Below are 22,954 nucleotides of genomic sequence, written 5' to 3' on the forward strand. Positions count from 1 at the left end.
CCGCGCCTCAGTCCAGCGCGTAGCCGTAGGATTTGATCACCGCCTTGGCCTTGTCGCCCTTGAGGTACTCGACCAGGGCCTTGGCCGCCGGGTTGTCCTTGCCCTTGGCGAGAATCACCGCATCCTGGCGGATCGGCTCGTGATACTGGGCCGGGACTATCCAGGCCGAGCCGCTGGTGATCTTGCTGTCCTTGTAGACCTGGGAAAGGGCGACGAAGCCCAGTTCGGCGTTGCCGGTGGCGACGAACTGCTGCGTCTGGGCGATGTTCTCGCCCTGCACCAGGCGCCCTTGCAGCTTCTGGGTCAGGCCGAGCTTGTCCAGGGTGGCCATGGCCGCCGCGCCGTAGGGAGCGGTCTTCGGATTGGCCACCGCCAGGTGCTGGAAATCGCCCTTGCGCAGGACGTCGCCCTTGCCGTCGACGTAGCCGTCGCGCGCCGACCACAGCACCAGGGTGCCGACGGCGTAGGTGAAGCGGCTGCCCTCGACGGTGGCGCCCTCGCTGTCCAGCTTGGCCGGGGTGCTGTCGTCGGCGGAGAGGAAGACCTCGAAGGGCGCACCGTTCTGGATCTGTGCGTAGAACTTGCCGGTCGCCCCGGAGGAAAGCACCGCCTTGTGCCCGGTGTCCTTGGCGAATTCCGCGGCGATCGCCTCCATCGGCGCGGCGAAGTTGGCCGCGACGGCGACCTGTACATCCTCCGCCTGGGCCGCGCAGGCGAGCAGGCCGGCGCCCAGGGCGGCGAACAGGCGGGACAGCTTATGACTCATGGGGTGCACTCCTTGTGGGGAAAAGCGGCAGGGAAAGGTTCATTCGTAGCTGGCCAGGATCACGCTGGAGGACTTGAAGAAGGCGCAGGCCTCGACGCCCGGCTCGATGCCGAGAGTCTTGCAGCTGTCCGTGGTGACCACGCAGGTGACGGTGCGCCCGGAGGGCAGCGCCAGGGTCACTTCGCTGTTCACCGGGCCGTCGTGCACCGCGGCGACCTGGCCCCGGAGCTGGTTGCGCGCGGTGAGCTTGATCGACGGTTCGGTGGAGAGCATCACCGAGGACGACTTCACCAGGGCGAAGACCTCCTTGCCGATGGCCAGCTTGAGGTTCTCCGCGCTAGCCTGGGTGATGATGGCGGCGATCTCGTTGTCGGCGTCGAGGCGGATGCGCACCTCGTAGTCCACGCCGCCGACGCGCAGGCCGGTGATGGTGCCGGCGAACTGGTTGCGTGCGCTGGTCTTCATGCTCATGGAGTGCATCAGCCTCTGGAAGGCCTGGATGTCCCCGCCGCTGACCTCGTTGAGGCGCGACGAGAGGCGGTCCAGGGCGCTCTGGTATTCGATCTCGAGGGCCCGGTACATGGCCACCACGCGCCGGCCGTACTCGGTGAGCTGGGTGCCGCCGCCCTGCCGGCCGCCGGCGACCCGCACCACCACCGGCTCGGGGGCCAGGTTGTTCATGGTGTCGATGGCGTCCCAGGCTGCCTTGTAGGACAGCGGCACGGCCTTGGCCGCGCGGTTGATCGAGCCTTCGCGCTCGATCTCCTCGAGCAGGCGGATGCGGGTATCGGAAAGTGCCGTGCCGACATCGGTGTCCAGGGACATGCGCGCGAGAAAGCGGGTGGCGCTCAGAGTCATGACGATTCCTTCCTGCCGAATTTATTTATATTGCCTGATTTATATAAAGCAAATCCTATGCCAGTCGTTTTTTCGATGGTTGCCTGGCTATAAGCCCCGTCCTTAAGCTGTTCCGCAGATTCGGTGTCGGATTCCCGACACGGATTTATGTCGGGTCAGACATAAATGATGGTTCAAATCCCACATGACATCATCAAGGAGTACGTCATGAAAATCAGTGCCCGCAACGTCTTCGAAGGCACCATCGACACCCTGCAGCCGGGTGCGGTCAACGCCGAAGTCAGCATCGCCCTCGGCAACGACCGGCTGGTCGCGGTGGTCACCATGGAGAGCGTCAGGTCGCTGGAGCTGGCCGCCGGCAAGTCCGTGCTGGCCATCGTCAAGGCGCCCTGGGTGCTGCTGATGAGCGACGACAGCGGCGTACGCCTGTCGGCGCGCAACCAGCTGCGCGGCACCGTCAAGCTGGTGGAGGCCGGTGCGGTGAACGCCGAGGTCGTCCTGACCCTGGCCGGCGGCACCGAGCTCACCTCCATCGTCACCAAGGAAGCGGTCGCCGAATTGGGCCTCAAGCCGGGTACGAGCGCCATAGCCGTGATCAAGGCTTCCCACGTGATTCTCGGCGTACCCGCCTGATCCTCCGGCGGCCCATGGCACGGGGCATGCTTGCCTGCGCGGCATGCCTTAGCCACGGGGGACCGCCATGGCTCCGTTCGTTCTTCCGGCGCTGCTGCGCCGCTCCCGTGCCGCCCGGGCCTGCGCGCCCGATCGGCTGGACTTCCATCTGCGCAAGCGCCTCGTCGCGGCGGACGGGCCCGTCACCCTGGATGTGGCGCTGAGTCTTTCCCGCGGCGAAAGCCTGGCCCTGCTCGGCCCCTCCGGCACCGGCAAGACCAGCCTGTTGCGCCTGCTGGCCGGCCTGCTGCCGGCGGACGACGGCCACGTCGCCGCCTTCGGCCGCCTCTGGCTGGACTGCGCCGCCGGCATCGACCTGCCGGCCCGCCGCCGCCGGGCCGGGCTGGTGTTCCAGGACTACGCGCTGTTCCCCAACATGAGCGTGCGCGGCAACGTGCGCTTCGCCCTGCCGCGCGGCGTGCCGAGCAGCCGGGCCGACCAGCTGCTGGAGCTGGTCGGTCTCGCCGGCCTCGCCGATCGGGCGCCGGGACGTCTGTCCGGCGGCCAGCAGCAACGCCTGGCCCTGGCCCGCGCCCTGGCCGCGGAGCCCGAGCTGCTGCTGCTCGACGAGCCGCTGTCGGCCCTCGACGGCGCCCTGCGCCGCGAGCTGCAGGAAGCGCTCGCCGCCCTGCGCGCGCGCCAGCGCACCACCCTGATCCTGGTCACCCACGATCCTGCCGAGGCCCTGCGCCTGGCCGACCGGGCGGTGCTGCTGGAGGCCGGTGCGGTGGTCGCCGACGGCAGCCCGGCCGCGCTGTTCGGCGCCGATGCGGCCGACGCTCCGCTGCTGCTCGCCGGGCGCGTCCTCGTTTGCGAAACCGCCGCCGACGGCAGTCCGCGCTACCGCATCGAGAGCCAGGGCCGCCAGTGCCTGGCCCGCGTCGCGCCCGGCACCGTCCTCGCCCCCGGCGACGGCGTGCTGCTGAGCGCCGGCGACTGGCGGGCGACCCCGCTCGCCGCCCGCCGGCCATGAGGCTACAGCGCCCGGAGCCTGCGCAGCATGGCGAAGAGGGCGAGGGAGACCAGGCCGATCAGCAGCGACAGCAGGGCGGCGCGTTCGAATTCGCCGCTGCCGACGGCGTTGAAGATCTCCAGCGACACCGTGGTGGTGCGGCCGGCGACGTTGCCGCCGAGCATCAGGGTGATGCCGACCTCGCCCAGCGAGCGGCCGAGGCCGAGGGCCAGCCCGGCGGCCAGGGCGCCGCTGACGTTGGGCAGCAGCACGCGCAGGAAGATCTCCGTCTCGCCCTTGCCGAGCACCCGCGCCGCCTCGGCGAGGCGCCCGGAAACGTTCTCCAGCGCCGACTGCACCGGCTTGACCACCAGCGGCAGGCCGGCGACGAAGGAGGCGATCAGCACGCCCCAGAAGGAGAACACCACTTCCACCGCCCACTCCTCGCTCAGCCAGGCACCGAGCGGGCCGTGGCGACCGAGCAGCAGCAGGAGGAGGAAGCCGGTGGCCACCGGCGGGAACACCAGGGGCAGGGTCACCAGGCCGTCGAGCAGACCGCGACCGAGCCAGCGCGGTCGCGACAGGACGTAGCCCAGCGCCAGTCCGGCGAGCAGATGCAGCGCCAGCGTGGCCAGCGCCACCTCGGCGGTCAGGCGCAGGCTGTGGATCACGTCCGGCTCGCCGAACAGGGCCGCCAGTTCCCCGAGCGGATCGTTCACAGCCCGTGCCGCGCCAGGGCGGCGCGGGCCTCGGACGTCTCCAGGAAGGCCGCCAGCTCGGCGACCCCGGGCCGGTTCTCGCGGCCGCGGATCACCCCGGCGACGATGCGGATCGGGTCGTATAGCCCCGGGTCGAGTTCCCGGTAGCCGCCGATCCGCCCGCTCAGGGCCAGGGCCTCGGTGAGGTTGACGAAGCCGGCGTCCACCTCGCCGCTGGTCAGGTAGGCCGACACCTGCGGCACCGTGGCCACCGTCAGCAGTCGTCCCTGCAGCCTGGGCGCCAGCGCGCTGCGCGCGAGGAACTGGCTGGCGGCCTTGCCGTAGACCGCGTGGCGCGGATCGGGCAGGGCGATGCGAGCGAAGCCGGGGGCGGCCAGGTCGGCGGGCTCGGCCAGTCGCTTGCCATTGGGCCAGGCCAGCACCAGCCGGCCCCGGCCGACCGGGAGATAGCGGCTGAAGGCGACCTGCCCGGCTTCCTCCAGGAACGCCTGGTCGCCCAACACCAGCGCTACCCGGTCGCTCTGCCCGGCCTGGGCGAGGACCTGGCCCATGTTGCCGAAGAGGGGTTCGAGCCTGATGCCGGAACGGCGCTCGAAGGCTGCCGCCAGTTCGCCGATCGATCGCTTGTAGCCGGCGCCGACGGCGATCATCAGGGACTCGGCGGCGAGCGCCGGACCGAGGCCGGCGCAGAATAGGAGGACGATGGCCAGCGTCTGGCGCAGGTGGTGCAGCAGCGGGAGGCGCCCGGTCGGGGCGAAGCGGCGGGTGGTGGACATGGGTAAAGCTCCTGGGTCGATGGATGGGTGTTCCGCTGCGCTGCGAACGCCGGCTGCCGCGGCTCGGAGCGGGTGCAGGGCGGCGAGCCGTTTCCGGGCGCCCGGGCGCTCATGCCGGCTCCAGTTCCGTCAGGCGTTTCGCCGCCTGCCGGCGCTGCTGCTCGGCCAGCTGCGGCCAGCCGGTCTGGCCGGCCGGCTGCGGGGAGCCTTCGAGGCTGCGGCGGAAGATCGCCAGCAGCTGCGGATCGCGCGCCTGGCGCTCGTCCAGCGGGGGCTTGCAGAGCTGCCGGCGGATCTCGTCCAGACGCACGCCGCGCTGGCGCTCCAGCTCGTGGACCCGTGCCCACAGCCGGCAGAGCTCCTCGTGGCGGTGCACCAACATCTGCTCGAACAGCGTGGCGATCAGCCCCAGCCGTCCGCTCGCGGAGTCGCCCCGGTAGGCATAGGCGCCGGTGGCGGCCGCCCGGAAGGGATCGTGGTAGCCGGCCGGCAGTTGCCGGTAGACCGAAGGCCGCACCGGCAACTTGCGGATGCCCGGTGCGCTCAGCAGGCGCTGGCCCCGCTCGGAGAGGAGGAAGGCGACGAAGGCCTCGGCCGCCTGCGGATGGGCGCTGGCGGCGGTGATCGCCACGTGTCCGGGCGCGAGGCCGCCGCTGGCCGGATAGACGAATTCCAGCGGCGCGTCGTCGGCGACGGGGGCGTCCGCGGACAGGCCGACCGCGGCGCGCCGGTCGCCCACTTCGTCGCGGACCGTGCCCGAGCCATGGCGCACCAGGCAGGACAGGCCGGCGATCTCGCTCCACAGCGCCCAGCCCCGTTCCCAGCCATGGGCCTGCAGGACGATGTCGACCATCGCCGCGGCGAAGCCGAACTGGCTCGGCACCGGCAGGGCTATCCGCCCGGCCAGGCGCGGGTCGGCCAGATCCGCCCAGTCGCGGGGGCGGGGCACTCCCAGGGCGGCCAGGGCCGGCGGGTCGATGGCGAAGCCGTGGCCGACCATCTCGGTGGCCAGGTAGTGCCCCTGCGGTCCGACCAGTTCGAGCCCGGCGACGCATTCGGGCAGCTCGCCGCGGTCCAGGCGCAGAGGCCGCCAGGCGCCGCTCTGGCGCAGGGCCTCGAAGGTCCGTGGCGAGGCGGACCAGTAGACGTCCACGCCGCCCTGGCCGAGCCGGGAGAGCAGGGCGAGCGCTTCGTGGGGCCGGCGTCGGATCAGATTCAGCCGGTACTCGGGATGGGTTTCCCGGAAGGCGGCTGCGAAGGCCGAGAGCGCCGGCTCGGCATGGCCGGTCAGCACCACCAGCTCGTCGGGCCCGGCGGCCAGCAGCGGGCGCGCGGCGCAGAGCAGCCCGAGGGCGCCGAGCAGGCGGCGGCGGGTCAGGGAGGGATTGCAGGGCATGGCCGGCTCCGCGCTCAGAACAGCGGACCGACCCGCGGGGGCGTCGCGGTGCGGCGAGTCGGCAGCGAAGCGTTGTCGGAGGGGCCGATGGCCCGTGCGAAGCGAAACGACGGCGAATACGAATGCATGGGAAACCCCTGATCTGGCCTCCATGGCGTCTATTTTTCCTGTGTTCCCATCTGCCTAAGCAAGCACGGTGCCAGTATTCCGCTCGAGGGGCTCGATGAAATTAATGACGAATAATCAACTAGTTAACCTAGTAGCGCGGCTCCTTCCCGTGGGCCTTTGTTTTATGTACGACACTAAATAGAAAAGAACTGTGGGGAATGCGACGACGCCTGTGGCGGCGTTCGTCCCGGGAGGATGCTCGCCGGCACGGCGGGATGTTTCCGTGCCGGCGAGTCGGCGCGGGGAGGGAGGCCCGTAGGGCGAGGAGGAGCCGCGCTCAGCGCGGCATGTCCGGGCTCAGGCTGTAGCAGCCCTGCTCGTCGCACTGTTCGTCGCTGTGCACGATGCGATGGATCAGCCAGTGGCCGTCGTGCAGGCGCCAGGCCGCCAGCGACTCGCCGTACAGGGTGCAGGCATAGAACTCCTCGTCGTCGTCGGAGCGCAGTTCCTGGATGCTGAAGCGGTGGGCGTAATAGCAGGGATCGTGCTGCGCGTCGTAGCCGAAGCAGCGCTCGGCGGGCAGCTCCCTGTCGCGGAAGACTTTGAAGGTCAGCGGGGTCGCCACCATCTCGCGCAAGGCGGGTGGCAGGCGGTCGCGCCACGAGGGTTGCTGGGCGGTGCGCGCTACGCTGGGCACCGTGGATGGTCGATATTTCGCTCTGGCTAACAAGGCAGATCCCTCCTTATGGCCGTCTGTACGCAAATACTGCGCGAGTGACTCGCTCTGCGGGAGAGACCTAGCAAGAAGCTTTCCAGAGTCCTATGCAATTACATTTAATCTGTTGAATCAGTGACTTGCCGATTTCTTCCGGAGTGCTGCGGACGCCCGGGAGTTGTCGGACTTGCGTCGCTTTGGTGCGCCGTTATGTAGCTTGGTATATAACGCTACAAGGGCGCGGGCGGGGGATGCCGATTCGGGTTCCAGGCCGCCGCCGGAACGCTCCGGGTCCGGGGTGGCTAGCGGCTCCTAGGCTGCCGCCATCGCCTTGCGCCGGGTCTGCTCAATCTCGCGGGCCAGGCGCGGCAGCTGCACGGCGAGCAGGACGGTGAGGGCGAGCATGGTCGCGCCGCCGGTCATGAAGGCCATGGGCACAGACCAGCGTTCGGCGATGGCGCCGGCCAGCAGGCTGCCGAAGGGCATGCTGCCCAGGTAGAACATGCCGTGCAGGGCCATGATCCGCCCGCGCAGGGCGTCCGGTACCAGCCACTGCAGCAGGGTGGTGCTGGAGGTGGTGACGGCCACCAGGCTGGCCCCGCCCACGGCCAGCAGCAGGCAGGCCAGCCAGAAGATCTGGTTGCTGGCGAAGCCGATGCAGGACAGGCCGAACAGCAGGGCGCCACCGGTCATGCTGACCTCCAGACGCAGCGGGGTACGCCGGGCGGCCAGCCACAGGGTGGCGGCCAGCGCGCCGATGCCCGAGGCGCCGAGCAGCTGGCCCAGGCCGGTCGGGCCGACGTCGAAGATGTCCTGGGCGTAGACCGGCAGCAGGGTCATCACCGGGGTCAGGCTGATGCTGGTCAGGGTCGCGGTGAACAGCAGCCAGCGCGCCGGCCGGGTCGTGCGCAGCCAGTCGAAGGACTGCCGCAGGCAGGCCTTGCCGTCCGGGGCGATCCGCCGGCCGCCGCGGATTCGCAGCAGGCTGTGCAGGGCCGCGACGTAGCTCAGGGCGTTGAGGGCGAAGCACAGGGGCGCGCCGAAGGCGGCGAACAGCACGCCGGCCAGCGGCGGGCCGATCAGCCGCGCGCCGTTGAACACCAGGGAGTTGAGGGCCACCGCGTTGCTCAGCAGCTCGGTGCCGCCGACCAGGTTGGCGATGAAGGCATGGCGCACTGGCATCTCCAGCGCGTTGATCCCGCCCAGGGCGAGGGAGGCGAGCAGCAGTGCCGGCAGGCCCGGCGATCCCGTCAGGCTCAGTACGATCAGCCAGCAGGCCACCAGCAGGCCCAGACCGTGGCTGATCAGCAGCAGCCGGCGCCGGTCGTGGCGATCGGCGAGCAGGCCGCCCAGCGGCGCCAGCAGCAGCGGGGCCTGTCCGGCCGCCACCACCAGGCCCAGCCACAGGGCCGAGCCGCTGTTTTCGTAAGCCAACCATGACAGTACGACCTGCTGGATCCAGTTGCCGGTCTGGGAAACGCCCTGGCCGATGAAGTAGCGCCGGAAGGCGCGATGGCTCAGGGCCCTGAAGGTATGTCGGAACATGCGCAGGGTCTGTCAGAAAAATGTGAAAAGGATACTACAGGCACCGCGGGAAGCGTCTGCCGGCCGCCGTGCCGGCTTGCTCGGCGGCCTTGTCGCAAAGCCGACATCCCTCGTCGCTGGTCTTGTTCGCGACAGCCCGAGACGCCGCCATGTTTTTCCAACCGATTGATTATTCGGCTTTTTTATGACGGCCTGCGGGTGGCATATCACTTGCAAAACCTCCTCGGCCAGGTTGAACACGCGACTGCAACCGCCGAGGAGACAAACCGATGATTACCCTGACAGACAGCGCGAAGTCCGCGGTAACCCGCTTCATCAGCAGCACTGACAAGCCGGTCGCCGGTTTGCGCATCCGGGTCGAGGGCGGCGGCTGCTCCGGCCTGAAGTACAGCCTGAAGCTGGAAGAGATCGGCGCCGACGGCGACCAGCTGGTGGATTGCGACGGCATCACCCTGCTGATCGACGACGCCAGCGCGCCCCTGCTCCAGGGCGTGACCATGGATTTCGTGGAAAGCATGGAAGGTAGCGGTTTCACCTTCGTCAATCCGAATGCCAGCAGCAGCTGCGGCTGCGGCAAGTCCTTCGCCTGCTAGGCAACTGCGGTTGCCGGCCGGGCCGGCGCCCCAAGAATCACCAGGAGATCAGCCGTCATGTGGGATTACTCGGAAAAGGTCAAAGAGCACTTCTACAACCCGAAGAACGCCGGTGCGGTGCCCGAGGCCAACGCCATCGGCGACGTCGGCTCGCTGAGTTGCGGCGACGCCCTGCGCCTCACCCTGAAGGTGGATCCGGAGACCGACGTCATCCTCGATGCCGGCTTCCAGACCTTCGGCTGCGGCTCGGCCATCGCCTCGTCCTCGGCCCTCACCGAGATGATCAAGGGTCTCACCCTGGACGAGGCGCTGAAGATCAGCAACCAGGACATCGCCGATTTCCTCGACGGCCTGCCGCCGGAGAAGATGCACTGCTCGGTGATGGGCCGCGAGGCCCTGCAGGCGGCGGTGGCCAACTACCGCGGCGAGGAGCTGGAGGACGACCACGAGGAAGGCGCGCTGGTCTGCAAGTGCTTCGCCGTGGACGAGGTCATGGTTCGCGACACCATCCGCGCCAACCAGCTCTCCACCGTCGAGGACGTGACCAACTACACCAAGGCCGGCGGAGGCTGCTCCGCCTGCCACGAGGCCATCGAGCGTGTGCTGACCGAGGAGCTGGCCGCCCGCGGCGAGGTCTTCGTCGCCGCGCCGACCAAGGCCAAGAAGAAGGTGGTCACCCTGGAGTCGCCCAAGCCCGCGCCGGCTGCCGCGCCCGCCGCTCCGACCGAGCCGGCTGCCGGCAAGATGACCAACCTGCAGCGCATCCGCCGCATCGAGACCGTGCTGGCGTCGATCCGTCCGACCCTGCAGCGCGACGGTGGCGACGTGGAGCTGCTGGACGTCGACGGCAAGAGCGTCTACGTCAAACTCACCGGCGCCTGCACCGGCTGCCAGATGGCGGCCATGACCCTCGGCGGCATCCAGCAGCGCCTGATCGAGGAACTCGGCGAGTTCGTCAAGGTGATCCCGGTCAGCGCCGCTGCCCAGGCCCAGATGGAGGTGTGACATGGCTGACGTCTATCTCGACAACAACGCCACCACCCGGGTGGACGACGAGGTCGTCCAGGCCATGCTGCCGTTCTTCACCGAGCAGTTCGGCAACCCCTCGTCCCTGCACAGCTTCGGCAACCAGGTCGGCGTGGCGCTGAAGAAGGCCCGGCAGAGCGTGCAGAAGCTGCTCGGCGCCGAGCACGATTCGGAAATCGTCTTCACCTCCTGCGGCACCGAGTCCGATTCCACCGCCATCCTTTCCGCCCTCAAGGCCCAGCCTGAGCGCAAGACCATCATCACCACGGTGGTCGAGCATCCGGCGGTGCTGAGCCTCTGCGATCACCTCGCCAGCGAGGGCTACACCGTGCACAAGCTCAAGGTGGACAAGAAGGGCCGCCTCGACCTGGCCGAGTACGCCGCGCTGCTCTCCGACGATGTGGCCGTCGTCTCGGTGATGTGGGCCAACAACGAGACCGGCACCCTGTTCCCGGTGGAGGAGATGGCGCGCATGGCCGACGAGGCCGGAGTCATGTTCCACACCGACGCGGTGCAAGCGGTGGGCAAGGTGCCCATGGACCTGAAGAACACCTCGATCCACATGCTCTCCCTGTCCGGCCACAAACTGCACGCGCCCAAGGGCATCGGCGTGCTCTATCTGCGTCGCGGCACCCGCTTCCGCCCGCTGCTGCGCGGCGGCCACCAGGAGCGCGGGCGCCGCGCCGGCACCGAGAACGCCGCCTCGATCGTCGGCCTGGGCGTCGCCGCCGAGCGCGCGCTGGCCTTCATGGAGCACGAGAACACCGAGGTCAAGCGCCTGCGCGACAAGCTGGAGGCCGGCATCCTCGCCGCGGTGCCCTACGCCTTCGTCACCGGCGATCCGGACAACCGCCTGCCGAACACCGCCAGCATCGCCTTCGAGTACATCGAGGGCGAGGCCATCCTGCTCTTGCTGAACAAGGTTGGCATCGCCGCCTCCAGCGGTTCGGCCTGCACCTCGGGATCGCTCGAGCCGTCCCACGTGATGCGCGCCATGGACATTCCCTACACCGCCGCCCACGGCACCGTGCGCTTCTCCCTGTCGCGTTACACCACGGAAGAGGAAGTCGAGCGGGTGATCCGCGAGGTGCCGCCGATCGTGGCCCAGCTGCGCAAGCTGTCGCCCTACTGGAGCGGCAACGGCCCGGTCGAGGCGGACAAGGCGTTCGCGCCGGTCTACGGCTGAGTCGCGTCACCGTGGCGGCCTGAGCCCGCTTGCGGGCCGGCCATCGGGGGCCAGAGGAGATCCAGCATGTCCATCGTGATCGACGACACCACCCTGCGCGACGGCGAACAGAGCGCTGGGGTGGCCTTCACCGCCGAAGAGAAGATCGCCATCGCCCGCGCCCTGGCCAGCCTCGGCGTGCCGGAGCTGGAGATCGGCATCCCCAGCATGGGCGACGAAGAGCGCGAGGTGATGCGCGCCATCGCCGCCCTGCGCCTGCCGTCGCGCTTGCTGGCCTGGTGCCGGCTCTGTGATATGGATCTGGCGGCCGCGCGCAGCAGCGGGGTGGACATGGTCGACCTGTCGCTGCCGGTCTCCGACCTAATGCTCCAGCACAAGCTCGGCCGCGACCGCGACTGGGCCCTGCGCGAGGTGTCGCGGCTGGTGGGCGAGGCGCGGATGGCCGGCTTCGAGGTCTGCCTGGGCTGCGAGGACGCCTCGCGGGCCGACATCGACTTCATCGTCCGCGTCGCCGGAGCGGCCCAGGCCGCCGGCGCCCGGCGCCTGCGCTTCGCCGACACCGTCGGGGTGATGGAGCCGTTCGCCATGTACGAGCGCTTCCGCTTCCTGCGCAGCCGCCTGGACTTGGAGCTGGAAGTCCACGCCCACGACGACTTCGGCCTGGCCACCGCCAACACCCTGGCCGCGGTGCGTGGCGGCGCCAGCCACATCAACACCACGGTCAACGGCCTCGGCGAGCGGGCCGGCAACGCGGCGCTGGAGGAGTGCGTGCTGGCCCTCAAGCACCTGCACGGCCTGGACTGCGGCATCGACACCCGCGCCATTCCCTCCGTCTCCGCCCTGGTCGAGCAGGCCTCCGGGCGCCAGGTGGCCTGGCAAAAGAGCGTGGTCGGCGCCGGGGTCTTCACCCACGAGGCGGGCATCCACGTGGACGGCCTGCTCAAGTACCGGCGCAACTACGAGGGGCTCAATCCCGACGAGCTCGGCCGCAGCCACCGGCTGGTGCTGGGCAAGCACTCCGGCGCGCACATGGTCCGCACCAGTTACCAGGCCCTCGGCATCGAGCTGGACGACTGGCAGAGCCAGGCCCTGCTCGGACGCATCCGCGCCTTCTCCACCCGCACCAAGCGCAGCCCGCAGGCCGCCGAGCTGGAAGAGTTCTATCGCCAGCTGTGCGAGCAACGGATGCCGGAGCTCAGCGTAGGAGGTATGGCATGAGCCTGTTTTCCGAATGGCGCGAGGATGTCCGCTGCGTGTTCCAGCGCGATCCCGCCGCCCGCACCACTTTCGAGGTGCTCACCACCTATCCCGGCGTGCACGCCATCATGGCCTACCGCCTGAGCCATCGCCTGTGGACTGCCGGCTGGCGCTATCCGGCGCGGCTGCTGGCCTTCGTCGCGCGTCTTCTGAGCAACGTCGACATCCATCCCGGTGCGACCATCGGCGCGCGCTTCTTCATCGACCACGGCGCCTGCGTGGTGATCGGCGAGACCGCCGAGATCGGCGACGACGTGACCCTCTACCACGGCGTGACCCTGGGCGGCACCAGCTGGCGCAAGGGCAAGCGTCACCCGACCCTGGGCGACGGCGTGCTGGTCGGCGCCGGGGCCAAGATTCTCGGGCCGATCACCGTCGGCGCCGGCGCCCGGGTCGGCGCCAACTCGGTGGTGGTACAGGACGTGCCGGACAGCTGCACCGTGGTCGGCATCCCCGGCAAGGTGGTCAAGCTGCGCGAAGCCGGGCGGCCCAACCCTTACGGCATCGACCTCGACCATCACCTGATCCCCGACCCGGTGGGCAAGGCCATCGCCTGCCTGCTCGAGCGCATCGACAGCCTGGAGAAGCGGATCGAGCAGGACGGCCAGATCGCCGCCGTCAGCCAGCAGCAGCGCTACCAGAACTGCAACGTGGACAACAGCATCTGCGAGAACGACTGTGCCGGCGGCGCGGTCGCCAAGAGCGCCCCGCGCCGGCTGGCCGCCGTCGCGCCGGCAGTGGAGTGAACGCAAGGAGCGAATCGGCATGGATCTTCAGGACTTCGACGGCGCCGGCCTCTACTTCGACGACCCGCACGCCCCGCAGATCGACGCGCTGCTGGCCGCCGCCGCCGAGCAATACGCCCAGGGCACGGCCGAGCAGCCTCTGCTGGAGGCCCAGGTCCTGGCGCCAGACAACCTCATGGTGCTGGTCGGGCTCTACCGCTTCTACTACTACCAGCACCGCTACCAGGACGCCCTGCACATCGCCGAACGGGTGATGGCGGTGGTCGGCCCGCGCCTGGCGCTGCCCGCCGACTGGCGCGCGCTCGGCCCGGAGCACCTGGCCGTCGCGGCCGGGCACGGCATCGGCCTGCTGCGTTTCCACCTGCTGGCGCTCAAGGGCGCCGGCTACCTCAGCCTGCGCCTGGGCCGTTTCGAGCAGGGCAAGGCCATGCTCGCCAAGGTCGTCGAACTGGACGCAGGCAACCGTCTCGGCGCCCGCCTGCTGCTGGACGTGCTGGCGGAGCACAACGCCGAAATCCTGATTTTTCCCACTGCGGCCACTGCGGAGATACGACCATGACCGTGCAACCCTTTTCCCCGGATTCCGACCTGACGCTGGACGAGGCCATGGACGAACTGGTGTCCGCCGAGGACTTCCTGGAGTTCTTCAGCGTCCCCTTCGAGCAGAAGGTGGTACACGTCAACCGCCTGCACATCATGCAGCGCTACCACGATTATCTGGGCAAGGCCGGCGACCTCGGTGCCCACGACGACGAGGCGCTGTATGCGGTCTACCGCCAGCTGCTGGCGCGCGCCTACCAGGATTTCGTCGAGTCCGACGCCCTGACCGAAAAGGTGTTCAAGGTCTTCCACATGCACGAGCCGCAGAAGACCTTCGTCTCCATCGACCAGCTGCTCGGCTGAGCAGGAGGGACGCGCCATGCTGCCGCAGTTCGAATATGGCGATGAGGTACGGCTGATCCGCAACGTGCGCAACGACGGCACCTATCCGGGCATGGATACCGGCACCCTGCTGATCCGTCGCGGCGCGGTGGGCTGCGTCTACGACGTCGGCACCTATCTGCAGGACCAGCTGATCTACCGCGTTCACTTCCTCGAGGCGGGCCGCACCGTGGGCTGTCGCGAGGAGGAGCTGATTCCCGCCTCGGCACCCTGGGTGCCCAATCTGTTCGAGTTCCGCGACACCGTGCGGACCACCCGTACCCTGGCGGTGCGCGGCAAGGTCCTGGTGGAGCTGGGCCAGGAAGGCAGCATCATGAAGGTCCTGCGCGACCTGCCGGACGGGATCCAGTACCACGTGCACTTCGGCGACGGACTGGTTCTGCAGGTGCCCGAGCAGACCCTGATGATGGCCGAGACGGAAATGGCGGAGGTGGCCGATGAATAACCAGCCCATGACCGGCGGCGACGGCCGCTACTACCTGCTCAAGGTGGCCCACGAACAGTTCGGCCGTGCCCCGGGCGAACTCAGCAGCGAGCAGCTGCAGCAGGCCAGCCGCATCGTCGGCCGCCAGCTGCGCATCGAGGAAGCCGTGCTGCGCAGCCGCGAGGCCAGCGGCGTGGTGATCCCGCCGGAACAGGTCGAGGATGCCTGGATGCAGATCGCCGGCCGCTACGAGGACGCCGAGGCCATGCAGCAGGCGCTCGCCGACCAGGGGCTCGACCCCGTCGGGCTGCGCGCCATGCTGGCCCGCGAACTGAAGGTCGAGGCGGTCCTCGAGCGGGTCTGCGCCAGCCTGCCGGAAATCAGCGATACCGACGTCAGTCTCTATTACTTCAGCCACATCGAGCAGTTCGTCCGCCCGGAGACGCGCAAGGCCCGGCACATCCTCGTCACCATCAACGAGGACTTCCCGGAGAACACCCGCAGCGCCGCCCGCACGCGCATCGAGACCATCGCCCAGCGCCTGCAGGAGCGGCCGGAGCGCTTCGCCGAGCAGGCGATGAAGCATTCCGAGTGCCCCACCTCGCTGCAGGGCGGCCTGCTCGGCGAGGTCAGGGCCGGCACCCTCTATCCGGAGCTGGACGAGTGCCTGTTCGACCTCGAGCCGGGTGAGACGAGCGACGTGCTCGAGTCGCCGATGGGCTATCACCTGCTGCTCTGCGAACAGGTGACCCTCGCCACCCAGGTAGCCCTCGAAGATGTCCTGCCGCGCCTGCGCGACAGGCTGCAGATCCGGCAGCGCAAGGCACGCCAGCGCGAATGGCTGGAACGGCTGCTCCAACAAACCGCATCCGTGGAGAACCTGGCCCATGTCTAATCCCGAGAAACCCTGCTGTTCCTTCTGCGGCGCGGAAAAGAGCCCGACCGTCCCCCTCATCGCCGGCAACGACGGGCGCATCTGCGAGGCCTGCGTCAAGCTCGCCCACCAGGTGGTGAGCAGCTGGGGGCAGCGGCGCAAGAACCAGCAGCTGGCGCCGCAGCTGCGTACCCCGGCGGAGTACAAGCGGCACCTGGACGAGTCGGTGATCGGCCAGGAAGGGGCCAAGGAAACCCTTTCCGTGGCGGTCTACAACCACTACCTGCGCCTGCTCAACTGCGACCGCGAACCGGTCTGCCAGCTCGGCGAGCAGGTCGAGCTGGAGAAATCCAACATCCTCATGGCCGGCCCCTCGGGCACCGGCAAGACCCTCCTGGTGCGGACCCTGGCGCGCATCCTCGGGGTGCCCTTCGCCATGGCCGACGCCACCACCCTGACCCAGGCCGGCTACGTCGGCGACGACGTCGACAGCATCATCGCCCGGCTGCTGGATGCCGCCGGCGGCGACGTGCAGCAGGCGCAGTGGGGCATCGTCTACATCGACGAGGTGGACAAGCTGGCCAAGCGCAGCGGCGGCGGCACGGCGGTGCGCGACATCTCCGGCGAGGGCGTGCAGCAGGCCCTGCTGAAGATGGTCGAGGGCACCGAGGTGCGCATCGGCAAGGGCGGCCGGCGCGGCGACCACGGCGAGGAGCAGGTGGTCGACACGCGCAACATCCTGTTCATCGCCGGCGGCGCCTTCCCCGGGCTGGAGGCGCTGGTTTCCAGCCGCATCCGGCCCAAGTCCGGCGGCATCGGCTTCCACGCCCAGCCGCCGCGCCAGCAGCAGCCCTCGACCAACGAACTGCTGGCCGCGCTGCTGCCGGACGATCTGCACGAGTTCGGCCTGATCCCCGAGTTCATCGGCCGTTTCCCGATCATCACCTTCCTCCAGGAACTGGACCACGCCACGCTGCTGCGCATCCTCACCGAGCCGCGCAACGCCCTGCTCAAGCAGTACAAGCAGCTGTTCGCCTATCAGGGGGTCGATCTCACCATCAGCGATGCGGCCCTGAGCCACATCGCCGACCAGGCGCTGGTCCGCAAGACTGGCGCGCGCGGCCTGCGTGCCGTGCTGGAGGCAGCCCTGCAGCAGACCATGTTCGAGATGCCCTCGCAGCCCCTGATGCGCGGCTGCATCCTGGATCTGGCCGAGGACGAGGTCGGCGGCTCGACCTTGGTGGTGCGCACCCGTCTGGCCGAGGAGGGCGAGGCGCCGGCGGAGCAGTCCGCCGTCGCCACCGCCGCGGCCCAGGACGGCGAGAAGTCCCTGCTATCGGCCGATCTCTAGCTTGTCGCAAACCCGACAGGTCCTGCGCCCTGCCGTGCCCGACGGCGTAGGACTTGTCACAAAACCCCCCGTCAAAAAGAAAAAAGCCTTTTATATCAGTGCGTTACCAGGGGTGGCCGAGTGGCCTGCATCTTGCTGTCCGTTACTGGCCAGCCTGGTGCAAGCCCGCAGGCCGGCAGCCCCACCACGAATCCCACGTATGCAGCCAGAGGTAGGTTATGGCCAGGATCGGACTCTTCTTCGGCACCAATACCGGTAAAACCCGCAAGGTCGCCAAACTCATCAAAAAGCGTTTCGACGACGACACCATGGCGGAGCCGCTCAACGTCAACCGCGTCAGCGCGGAAGACATCGTCCAGTACCAGTTCCTCATCATCGGCACCCCGACCCTGGGCGACGGCGAGCTGCCCGGCCTGTCCGCCGATTGCGAGAACGAGAGCTGGGAGGAGTTCCTGCCCAAGCTAGAGGACGTCGATTTCACCGGCAAGACCGTGGCCATCTACGGCCTGGGCGATCAGGTCGGCTACGCCGACGAGTTCGTCGACGCCATGATCCAGCTGCACGACTTCGTCAAGGAGCGCGGCGCCAAGGTGGTCGGCGCCTGGCCCACCGAGGGCTACGAGTTCAACCATTCCGCTTCGGTGGTCGACGGCAAGTTCGTCGGCCTGGCCCTGGACCTGGACAACCAGAGCGGCCTGACCGACGAGCGCCTGAATGCCTGGCTGAAGCTCATCGCCCCGGACTTCGACCTGCCGCTCTGAAGGCTGCTGGAAACGAAGAACCCGGCCTGTCGGCCGGGTTCTTCGTTTCCGCTTCCGCCAACCGCCGGGCGGCTGGGCCGCCCGGCATGCCGTATCAGGGCATGGCCTTCTGGGTCTGGATGGCATCGACCTTGGCGACTTCCTGGGAGATGGGGTACAGGCGCTTGCGCCGGTACTGGACCTTCTCGCCGACGGCGAACTCGTACTTCGGCGAACGCACGGTCTTTTCTTTACCCTCGGGGGTGCGGATGACGTAGGCGCGGTCGTGGGTATTGGTGCCGTCCTGGGTGAAGTGTCCGACGAGCATGCCGACGCCGGCCCCGAGCACGGCGCCGATGGGGCCGCCGATCGCCCCGAACATCAGGCCGGTGACCCCGCCGCTGGCCTTGCCGGCGGTGTGGTCTTCAGTTTCCGAGAGGATCTCAGTGACATACTCGGCGGCATGAACACTGCTGACAGTCACCAAAGCAAGGCTCAGGGCCAGAACGCGGTGTAGTTTCATGGTTCCTCCGGGGAACTTTCGTTGAAGAGTCCCCTTTCCTGATCCATGAAATATGCCAGTACAGAATTTCCTTGCCGTTCAGTCCCTTATGGCCATGTGCCGGCTTTTGCCACTGACAAATTGTCGCAATGGCGACAGGATTTTGTCGCGCTTGCACCAAGAAAGCGATCTAGTCTTGACCTGTGTCAAAACAAACGGGCGTACCACATGCTTGACGTGTCGCTCGGGTTGGGATGTCAGTCCGTGGACAGGCCCCTGCCGGACATCAGGGCAGCGTCTTCCCGGTCTGGACGGTATCGGCCCCGGCGACATCCTGGCTGATGGGATACAGGCGTTTGCGCCGGTACAGGACCTTCTCGCCGACGGCGAATTCGTGCTTCGGCGAACGCACGGTCCTTTCCTTGCCCTCGGGGGTGCGGATGACGTAGGCACGGTCGTGGGTATTGGTGCCGTCCTGGGTGAAGTGTCCGACGAGCATGCCGGCGCCGGCCCCGAGCACGGCGCCGATGGGACCGCCGATCGCCCCGAACATCAGGCCGGTGACCCCGCCACTGGCCTTGCCGGCGGTGTGGTCTTCGGTTTTCGAGAGGATCTCGGTGACATACTCGGCGGCATGGACGCTGCCGACAGTCACCAAAGCAAGGCTCAGGGCCAGAGCGCGATGTAGTTTCATGGTTCCTCCAGGGAACTTTCGTTGATGGGTCTCCTTTCGTGATCCATGGGAACAAAATTTCTGTCGCGCCTGTACCGGAAAAGCGATCTTGTCTTGATCCATATCAAAACATTCGAAAACGCACCGTGCTCGACGTGTCGAGGCGGGATGTCAGCCCGTGGATAGGCCTTCGCCCGCCGTCCTCGTCCTGTGGGCCGCCATGGCCTGCGGCGCGCTCCAGGCCCAGGAGCTGGAGCCCGGCTTGTGGGAGATCGGCAGCCGGAACATGCAGTTGAACGGCCAGCCCCTGCCGGACATGCGGGAGATGATGCGGCGCCTCGAGCAACTGCCCTCCGACCAGCGGGAGCAGGTGGAGCGGGCGATGCGCCGGCGGGGCGTGGCGATCGGCGGGGAGGGTGTGCGCGTCTGTCTCGACCGGGCCCAGATCGCGGCGCAGCAACTGCCGTTGCAGGACCCGGCTTCGGGCTGCCGCCAGGAAATCCTCGAGCGTGGCGAGCGGCACTGGCGGTTCCGCTTCAGCTGTCCGCAGCTCGAAGGCGAGGGCGAGACCGAGTTCCACGGCCCGCACGAATTCGTCACCCGCATCGTCAGCCGCTTCGACTCCCAGGGCGTGCCCCAGGACGGCCGGATGGAGTCCCGTGCCCGTTGGCTGAAGGCCGATTGCGGGTCGCTCGGGCCGGCGCGCTGATCCTCATTTTCCCGGCGGGACTTCCCAGCGGCCACCGCTCTGGCCCTCGCAGAACGGCTTGAGATAGCGCGCGTCCGCCGCCACCCCGTAGTAGTGGATGTCCTGGCGGTAGGGCGTGCCGGCGACCCGTGCCTCGCGGCAGATGCCGAAGCTGTCGCCGGGGCAGCGCTCGGCGAACTCCACCTCGACTTTCTGGCCCTGCAGCTGCGGGCGGCAGAAGCCGTCGCGGAACAGCCCGGCCGGAATGCTGCGGTTCTCCTGGCAGACCTGCACTTTTACCTGTCCGCCCTGGCTGTGCACCGTGCAGGCGTCGGCCAGGGCCTGGCCGGAAAGGATCAGCAGCAGCGACAGCAAGGGAACGCGCATCGGGGCAGGTCTCGGGAAAACGGGCTGCGACTCTAGCACGCCCCCGGCCCCCGTTCCCGGTACTGGCGCGGACTCCGGGGAGCGGGCCCGTGCGGCCGCACAGGGCGCTGGATTCCCCCTACAATGCCCGACCAGACCCGGAGGGCCGGCCCGCCATGCTGAAGAACATCCCCACCCATCTGATCGCCGGTCCGCTCGGTGCCGGCAAGACCAGCCTGATCCGCCAACTGCTGGCGCAGAAGCCGGCCGGCGAGCGCTGGGCGGTGCTGATCAACGAATTCGGCCAGATCGGCCTGGACGCCGCGCTGCTCAGCACCGATGCCGAGGGCATCAGCCTCGGCGAAGTCGCCGGCGGCTGTCTGTGCTGCGTCAACGGCGCGCCCTTCCGGGTCGGGCTGGCGCGTCTGCTGCGCAAGGCCCAGCCGCACCGCCTGCTGATCGAGCCGTCCGGTCTCGGCCATCCGGCCGAACTGCTGTGCCAGCTCGGCGAGGAACCCTGGGCCGGGGTGCTGGCGCTGCAGCCGTCGGTGCTGGTGCTGGACGCCGCCGCTCTGGCCGCCGGCCAGCCGCTGCCGCAGAGCCAGGCGGAGGCCCTGGCGCAGGCGGGGCTGCTGGTGCTGAACAAGGCGGAGCACCTCGACGAGGCGGTCCGCGTGCGGCTGGCCGGACGGCTGCCGCCGTGCCCGCTGTACTGGACCAGCCAGGGCCGTCTGCCGCTGGCGCTGCTGCCGGGGCTGGCGGCCCGCGCCGAGGCGGATGCGGCTCCCCTGCCCGAAGCCGCGCCGGCGCTGCCCGAACTCTGGCCCGACCCGACCCGGCCGATCTGCGCCAGCCAGGCCCAGGCGCAGGGCTGGAGCATCGGCTGGCGCTGGCACCCGAGCCAGGCCTTCGAGCTGCGGCGGGTCCAGCAGTGGCTGGCCGGACTGCCCTGGCGCCGTGCCAAGCTGGTGCTGCGCACCGATGCCGGCTGGCTCGCCGGCAACGCCGTGGACGGCGAGCCGATCCGCTGGCAGGCCAGCGAATGGCGCCGCGACTCGCGGCTGGAACTGATCTTCGCCGAGGCCCGGGACGAGCTCCCGCTCAAGGCCGGCATGGAGGGGTGCCGTTTGGCCGGCTGACCGCGGCCCGATGGCCGGCTATGGCGGCGGGGCTGGAGAATGGGCACCTTAGTCGGTTATCGGCAGGAGCGAACGGACCGGGTAATCTCGGCGAATGCGGCGGTCGCTCTAGCTCGCGGTTTTCCCCGGGCGGCAGCGGCGGGGCGGCTCAAGCAATAACACTTCTCATTTGAGTACCGTTTTGATTTTGCCCTTGCTATGATCCCTTCACCATGTTTGCTCCAGGGTGATGGACAAGCCCACGGGCCCTCCGGCCGATGCCACCGCATGACATTCGCTGTTCAGCCTGCCCGGCAGCCCATCTGTCTTACCTTCACTCAGTGATCCAGGCCATATGAACCCATCCAATTCCCCCGCCCAGCCAACCCGTGGATCCATCCCGTTCCGTCGCCTGCCCGCCGTCGCGCTGCTGTGCAGCCTGCTGGTGGCACCCGTCGCCATGGCCGAGCCGGAGCCGGGCGCAGCCCCCGCCGGCAGCGTGGCGCCGGCTTCCGCTCCGGCGGCCGTGCCCGCGACCCCGGCTCCCGCCGCGGTTGCTCCGGCGGCCAGTAACGCGCCAGCACTGCCGGTCGCCGGGGCGAAGAAGGAAGGCAAGCCCTCGGTGAAGCACGACCTGTCCCCCTGGGGCATGTTCCAGAACGCCGACGCGGTGGTGAAAAGCGTGATGATCGGCCTGCTGCTGGCCTCGTTGGCGACCTGGACCATCTGGCTGGCCAAGGGCCTGGAACTGCTCGGCGCGCGTCGCCGCCTGCGCGACGAGCTGGCCGATCTGAAAGGAACCCGCACCCTCGAGCAGGCCTCCCGGCTGGCCCACGCCAAGCACAGCTTCTGCGCCTCGCTGATCGAGGACGCCCAGGACGAGCTGCGCATGTCGGAAGGCATCCAGCTGAAGGACGGCATCAAGGAGCGCGTCAGCTTCCGCCTCGAGCGCCTGGTCGCCGCCAGTGGCCGCAAGATGGGCCAGGGCACCGGCGTGCTCGCCACCGTCGGCTCCATCTCGCCCTTCGTCGGCCTGTTCGGCACCGTCTGGGGCATCATGAACAGCTTCATCGGCATCGCCGAGTCGCAGACCACCAACCTCGCCGTGGTCGCCCCCGGCATCGCCGAAGCCCTGCTGGCCACTGCCCTCGGTCTGGTGGCGGCGATTCCCGCAGTGGTCGTCTACAACGTCTTTGCCCGCTCCATCGCCGGCTACAAGGCACAGGTGGCGGACATCTCGGCGCAGATCCTGCTCCTGGTCAGCCGCGACCTCGACCAGCCGGCGGCCGCCCGGCAGGGCCAGGAACCGCGCAAGACGGCAGTGGAGTAATCGGCCATGGGAATGCACATCAACGAGGGGGGGGACGACCTCCAGGAAGCCCACGACATCAACGTCACTCCCTTCATCGACGTCATGCTGGTGCTGCTGATCATCTTCATGGTCGCCGCGCCGCTGGCCACGGTGGACGTCAAGGTCGACCTGCCGGCCTCGACCGCGCAGCCGTCGCCGCGACCGGATCATCCGGTCTACCTGAGCATCAAGGAAGACCGCAGCCTCTACCTGGGCAACGAGCAGGTGGCGCCGGAGCAGCTCGGCCACGCCCTCGACCTGCAGACCGATAGCGACAAGGAAGAGACCATCTTCATCCGCGGCGACGGCAGCGTGGACTACGCCCGGCTCATGGAGGTCATGGACCTGCTGCGCGCCGCCGGCTACCTGAAGATCGGTCTGGTCGGCCTGGAAACGGTGAAGCAGCCGTGATCAGCCGACTGCAGTCCTTGCCGCGCTGGGGCCTGTGCGCGCTGCTGGCGCTGGGCCTGCATGCGGCCGTGGTGATCTGGTCGCTCTACTGGCGGCCGCAGTCCGAGCCGCTCGAACTGCAGCCGGCGGCCATGATGGTGGAACTGGCGCCGCTGCCCGCCCTGGCCCCGGCCGCCGCGCCCGCGGCGAAGCCGGAGCC

27 protein-coding genes and 1 pseudogene are annotated in these 22,954 nt (G+C 68.8%); 18 read left to right on the forward strand and 10 right to left on the reverse strand.

From position 1 onward, the window contains the following. Positions 1-7: 7 nt before the first annotated feature. Together modA (ACFOJE_RS10820) and ACFOJE_RS10825 are read right to left on the reverse strand one after the other, a co-directional pair. On the reverse strand, positions 8-766 hold the full coding sequence (gene modA / locus ACFOJE_RS10820) for a molybdate ABC transporter substrate-binding protein (RefSeq protein WP_377814354.1): 759 nt from the start codon (positions 764-766) through the stop codon (positions 8-10). Between the two features lie 39 nt (positions 767-805). Next, the gene (locus ACFOJE_RS10825) at positions 806-1,618 is read right to left on the reverse strand and encodes a TOBE domain-containing protein (RefSeq protein WP_377814420.1); all 813 of its coding nucleotides are present in this window, start codon (positions 1,616-1,618) and stop codon (positions 806-808) included. A gap of 213 nt (positions 1,619-1,831) precedes the next feature. Here ACFOJE_RS10825 and ACFOJE_RS10830 point away from each other — a divergent pair, with 213 nt between their 5' ends. Beyond that, on the forward strand, positions 1,832-2,257 hold the full coding sequence (locus tag ACFOJE_RS10830; protein ID WP_377814355.1) for a TOBE domain-containing protein: 426 nt from the start codon (positions 1,832-1,834) through the stop codon (positions 2,255-2,257). A gap of 67 nt (positions 2,258-2,324) precedes the next feature. Beyond that, positions 2,325-3,269, forward strand: a complete 945-nt coding sequence (locus ACFOJE_RS10835; protein ID WP_377814356.1) for an ATP-binding cassette domain-containing protein — start codon at positions 2,325-2,327, stop codon at positions 3,267-3,269. Positions 3,270-3,271: 2 nt separating this feature from the next. On the opposite strand, the gene ACFOJE_RS10840 is transcribed toward ACFOJE_RS10835, so the two are convergent. From ACFOJE_RS10840 to ACFOJE_RS10860, 5 genes are all read right to left on the reverse strand, one after another. Beyond that, positions 3,272-3,967, reverse strand: a complete 696-nt coding sequence (locus tag ACFOJE_RS10840) for a molybdate ABC transporter permease subunit (RefSeq protein ID WP_377814357.1) — start codon at positions 3,965-3,967, stop codon at positions 3,272-3,274. Further along, positions 3,964-4,743 (reverse strand): molybdate ABC transporter substrate-binding protein, encoded by a 780-nt coding sequence (gene modA / locus ACFOJE_RS10845; RefSeq protein WP_377814359.1) that lies wholly within the window; start codon positions 4,741-4,743, stop codon positions 3,964-3,966. Before modA (ACFOJE_RS10845) ends, ACFOJE_RS10840 begins: the two co-directional genes overlap by 4 nt. A 109-nt stretch (positions 4,744-4,852) precedes the next feature. Continuing rightward, on the reverse strand, positions 4,853-6,139 hold the full coding sequence (locus tag ACFOJE_RS10850) for an ABC transporter substrate-binding protein (RefSeq protein ID WP_377814360.1): 1,287 nt from the start codon (positions 6,137-6,139) through the stop codon (positions 4,853-4,855). 445 nt (positions 6,140-6,584) lie between these two features. Further along, positions 6,585-6,944: a hypothetical protein gene (locus ACFOJE_RS10855; protein WP_377814361.1), complete on the reverse strand. Its 360-nt coding sequence runs from the start codon at positions 6,942-6,944 to the stop codon at positions 6,585-6,587. 330 nt (positions 6,945-7,274) lie between these two features. Next, entirely contained in the window at positions 7,275-8,507 is a 1,233-nt protein-coding gene (locus ACFOJE_RS10860) for an MFS transporter (RefSeq protein WP_377814362.1), read from the reverse strand. Positions 8,508-8,776: 269 nt separating this feature from the next. Here ACFOJE_RS10860 and ACFOJE_RS10865 point away from each other — a divergent pair, with 269 nt between their 5' ends. The 11 genes from ACFOJE_RS10865 to ACFOJE_RS10915 all read left to right on the forward strand — a co-directional run bounded on the left by ACFOJE_RS10865 (position 8,777) and on the right by ACFOJE_RS10915 (position 17,667). Next, positions 8,777-9,100, forward strand: a complete 324-nt coding sequence (locus ACFOJE_RS10865) for a HesB/IscA family protein (RefSeq protein WP_377814363.1) — start codon at positions 8,777-8,779, stop codon at positions 9,098-9,100. Between the two features lie 57 nt (positions 9,101-9,157). Then, positions 9,158-10,105 (forward strand): Fe-S cluster assembly protein NifU, encoded by a 948-nt coding sequence (nifU, locus tag ACFOJE_RS10870; RefSeq protein ID WP_377814364.1) that lies wholly within the window; start codon positions 9,158-9,160, stop codon positions 10,103-10,105. Position 10,106: 1 nt separating this feature from the next. After that, positions 10,107-11,312: a cysteine desulfurase NifS gene (gene nifS / locus ACFOJE_RS10875; RefSeq protein WP_377814365.1), complete on the forward strand. Its 1,206-nt coding sequence runs from the start codon at positions 10,107-10,109 to the stop codon at positions 11,310-11,312. Between the two features lie 66 nt (positions 11,313-11,378). Further along, positions 11,379-12,530 carry a homocitrate synthase gene (gene nifV, locus ACFOJE_RS10880; protein WP_377814366.1) on the forward strand — a complete coding sequence of 384 codons (1,152 nt, stop codon included), beginning with the start codon at positions 11,379-11,381 and terminating at the stop codon, positions 12,528-12,530. Next, entirely contained in the window at positions 12,527-13,315 is a 789-nt protein-coding gene (cysE, locus tag ACFOJE_RS10885) for a serine O-acetyltransferase (protein ID WP_377814367.1), read from the forward strand. Before nifV ends, cysE begins: the two co-directional genes overlap by 4 nt. Before the next feature lie 19 nt (positions 13,316-13,334). Beyond that, positions 13,335-13,874 carry a hypothetical protein gene (locus tag ACFOJE_RS10890; protein ID WP_377814368.1) on the forward strand — a complete coding sequence of 180 codons (540 nt, stop codon included), beginning with the start codon at positions 13,335-13,337 and terminating at the stop codon, positions 13,872-13,874. Beyond that, positions 13,871-14,218, forward strand: a complete 348-nt coding sequence (gene nifW, locus ACFOJE_RS10895; protein WP_377814369.1) for a nitrogenase-stabilizing/protective protein NifW — start codon at positions 13,871-13,873, stop codon at positions 14,216-14,218. The genes ACFOJE_RS10890 and nifW overlap by 4 nt, the downstream gene beginning before the upstream one ends. Positions 14,219-14,234: 16 nt before the next feature. Further along, positions 14,235-14,702, forward strand: coding sequence for a nitrogen fixation protein NifZ (locus tag ACFOJE_RS10900; protein ID WP_377814370.1), 468 nt, complete (start codon positions 14,235-14,237; stop codon positions 14,700-14,702). Beyond that, positions 14,695-15,576 carry a nitrogen fixation protein NifM gene (nifM, locus tag ACFOJE_RS10905; protein WP_377814371.1) on the forward strand — a complete coding sequence of 294 codons (882 nt, stop codon included), beginning with the start codon at positions 14,695-14,697 and terminating at the stop codon, positions 15,574-15,576. Before ACFOJE_RS10900 ends, nifM begins: the two co-directional genes overlap by 8 nt. Continuing rightward, a complete protein-coding gene (clpX, locus tag ACFOJE_RS10910) occupies positions 15,569-16,906 on the forward strand; it encodes an ATP-dependent Clp protease ATP-binding subunit ClpX (RefSeq protein ID WP_377814372.1) in 1,338 nt (445 codons plus the stop codon). The genes nifM and clpX overlap by 8 nt, the downstream gene beginning before the upstream one ends. A gap of 218 nt (positions 16,907-17,124) precedes the next feature. Continuing rightward, positions 17,125-17,667 carry a flavodoxin gene (locus tag ACFOJE_RS10915; RefSeq protein ID WP_377814373.1) on the forward strand — a complete coding sequence of 181 codons (543 nt, stop codon included), beginning with the start codon at positions 17,125-17,127 and terminating at the stop codon, positions 17,665-17,667. 94 nt (positions 17,668-17,761) lie between these two features. Here the strand turns inward: ACFOJE_RS10915 and ACFOJE_RS10920 are convergent, their stop codons facing one another. Together ACFOJE_RS10920 and ACFOJE_RS10925 are read right to left on the reverse strand one after the other, a co-directional pair. Continuing rightward, positions 17,762-18,169 (reverse strand): hypothetical protein, encoded by a 408-nt coding sequence (locus tag ACFOJE_RS10920; protein ID WP_377814374.1) that lies wholly within the window; start codon positions 18,167-18,169, stop codon positions 17,762-17,764. A 265-nt stretch (positions 18,170-18,434) separates the two neighbouring features. Next, on the reverse strand, positions 18,435-18,842 hold the full coding sequence (locus tag ACFOJE_RS10925) for a hypothetical protein (protein ID WP_377814375.1): 408 nt from the start codon (positions 18,840-18,842) through the stop codon (positions 18,435-18,437). Between the two features lie 157 nt (positions 18,843-18,999). Between ACFOJE_RS10925 and ACFOJE_RS10930 the strand changes: the two genes are divergently transcribed. Then, the gene (locus tag ACFOJE_RS10930; protein WP_377814376.1) at positions 19,000-19,530 is read left to right on the forward strand and encodes a DUF3617 domain-containing protein; all 531 of its coding nucleotides are present in this window, start codon (positions 19,000-19,002) and stop codon (positions 19,528-19,530) included. 3 nt (positions 19,531-19,533) lie between these two features. On the opposite strand, the gene ACFOJE_RS10935 is transcribed toward ACFOJE_RS10930, so the two are convergent. Next, complete coding sequence (locus tag ACFOJE_RS10935) at positions 19,534-19,896, reverse strand: NADH:ubiquinone oxidoreductase (RefSeq protein ID WP_377814377.1); 363 nt, start codon at positions 19,894-19,896, stop codon at positions 19,534-19,536. A gap of 155 nt (positions 19,897-20,051) precedes the next feature. Here ACFOJE_RS10935 and ACFOJE_RS10940 point away from each other — a divergent pair, with 155 nt between their 5' ends. The 4 genes and pseudogenes from ACFOJE_RS10940 to ACFOJE_RS10955 form a co-directional block, all read left to right on the forward strand. Further along, a complete protein-coding gene (locus ACFOJE_RS10940; protein ID WP_377814378.1) occupies positions 20,052-21,014 on the forward strand; it encodes a CobW family GTP-binding protein in 963 nt (320 codons plus the stop codon). Between the two features lie 334 nt (positions 21,015-21,348). Then, the gene (gene exbB, locus ACFOJE_RS10945) at positions 21,349-22,323 is read left to right on the forward strand and encodes a tonB-system energizer ExbB (RefSeq protein ID WP_377814379.1); all 975 of its coding nucleotides are present in this window, start codon (positions 21,349-21,351) and stop codon (positions 22,321-22,323) included. Positions 22,324-22,329: 6 nt separating this feature from the next. Beyond that, positions 22,330-22,755: a TonB system transport protein ExbD gene (gene exbD / locus ACFOJE_RS10950; RefSeq protein ID WP_377814380.1), complete on the forward strand. Its 426-nt coding sequence runs from the start codon at positions 22,330-22,332 to the stop codon at positions 22,753-22,755. After that, positions 22,752-22,954, forward strand: a pseudogene (locus ACFOJE_RS10955) (energy transducer TonB); the annotation flags it as partial. The gene exbD and the pseudogene ACFOJE_RS10955, both read left to right, overlap by 4 nt.

This window comes from Azotobacter bryophylli (genome assembly GCF_042643485.1).
GTDB lineage: Bacteria > Pseudomonadota > Gammaproteobacteria > Pseudomonadales > Pseudomonadaceae > Azotobacter > Azotobacter bryophylli.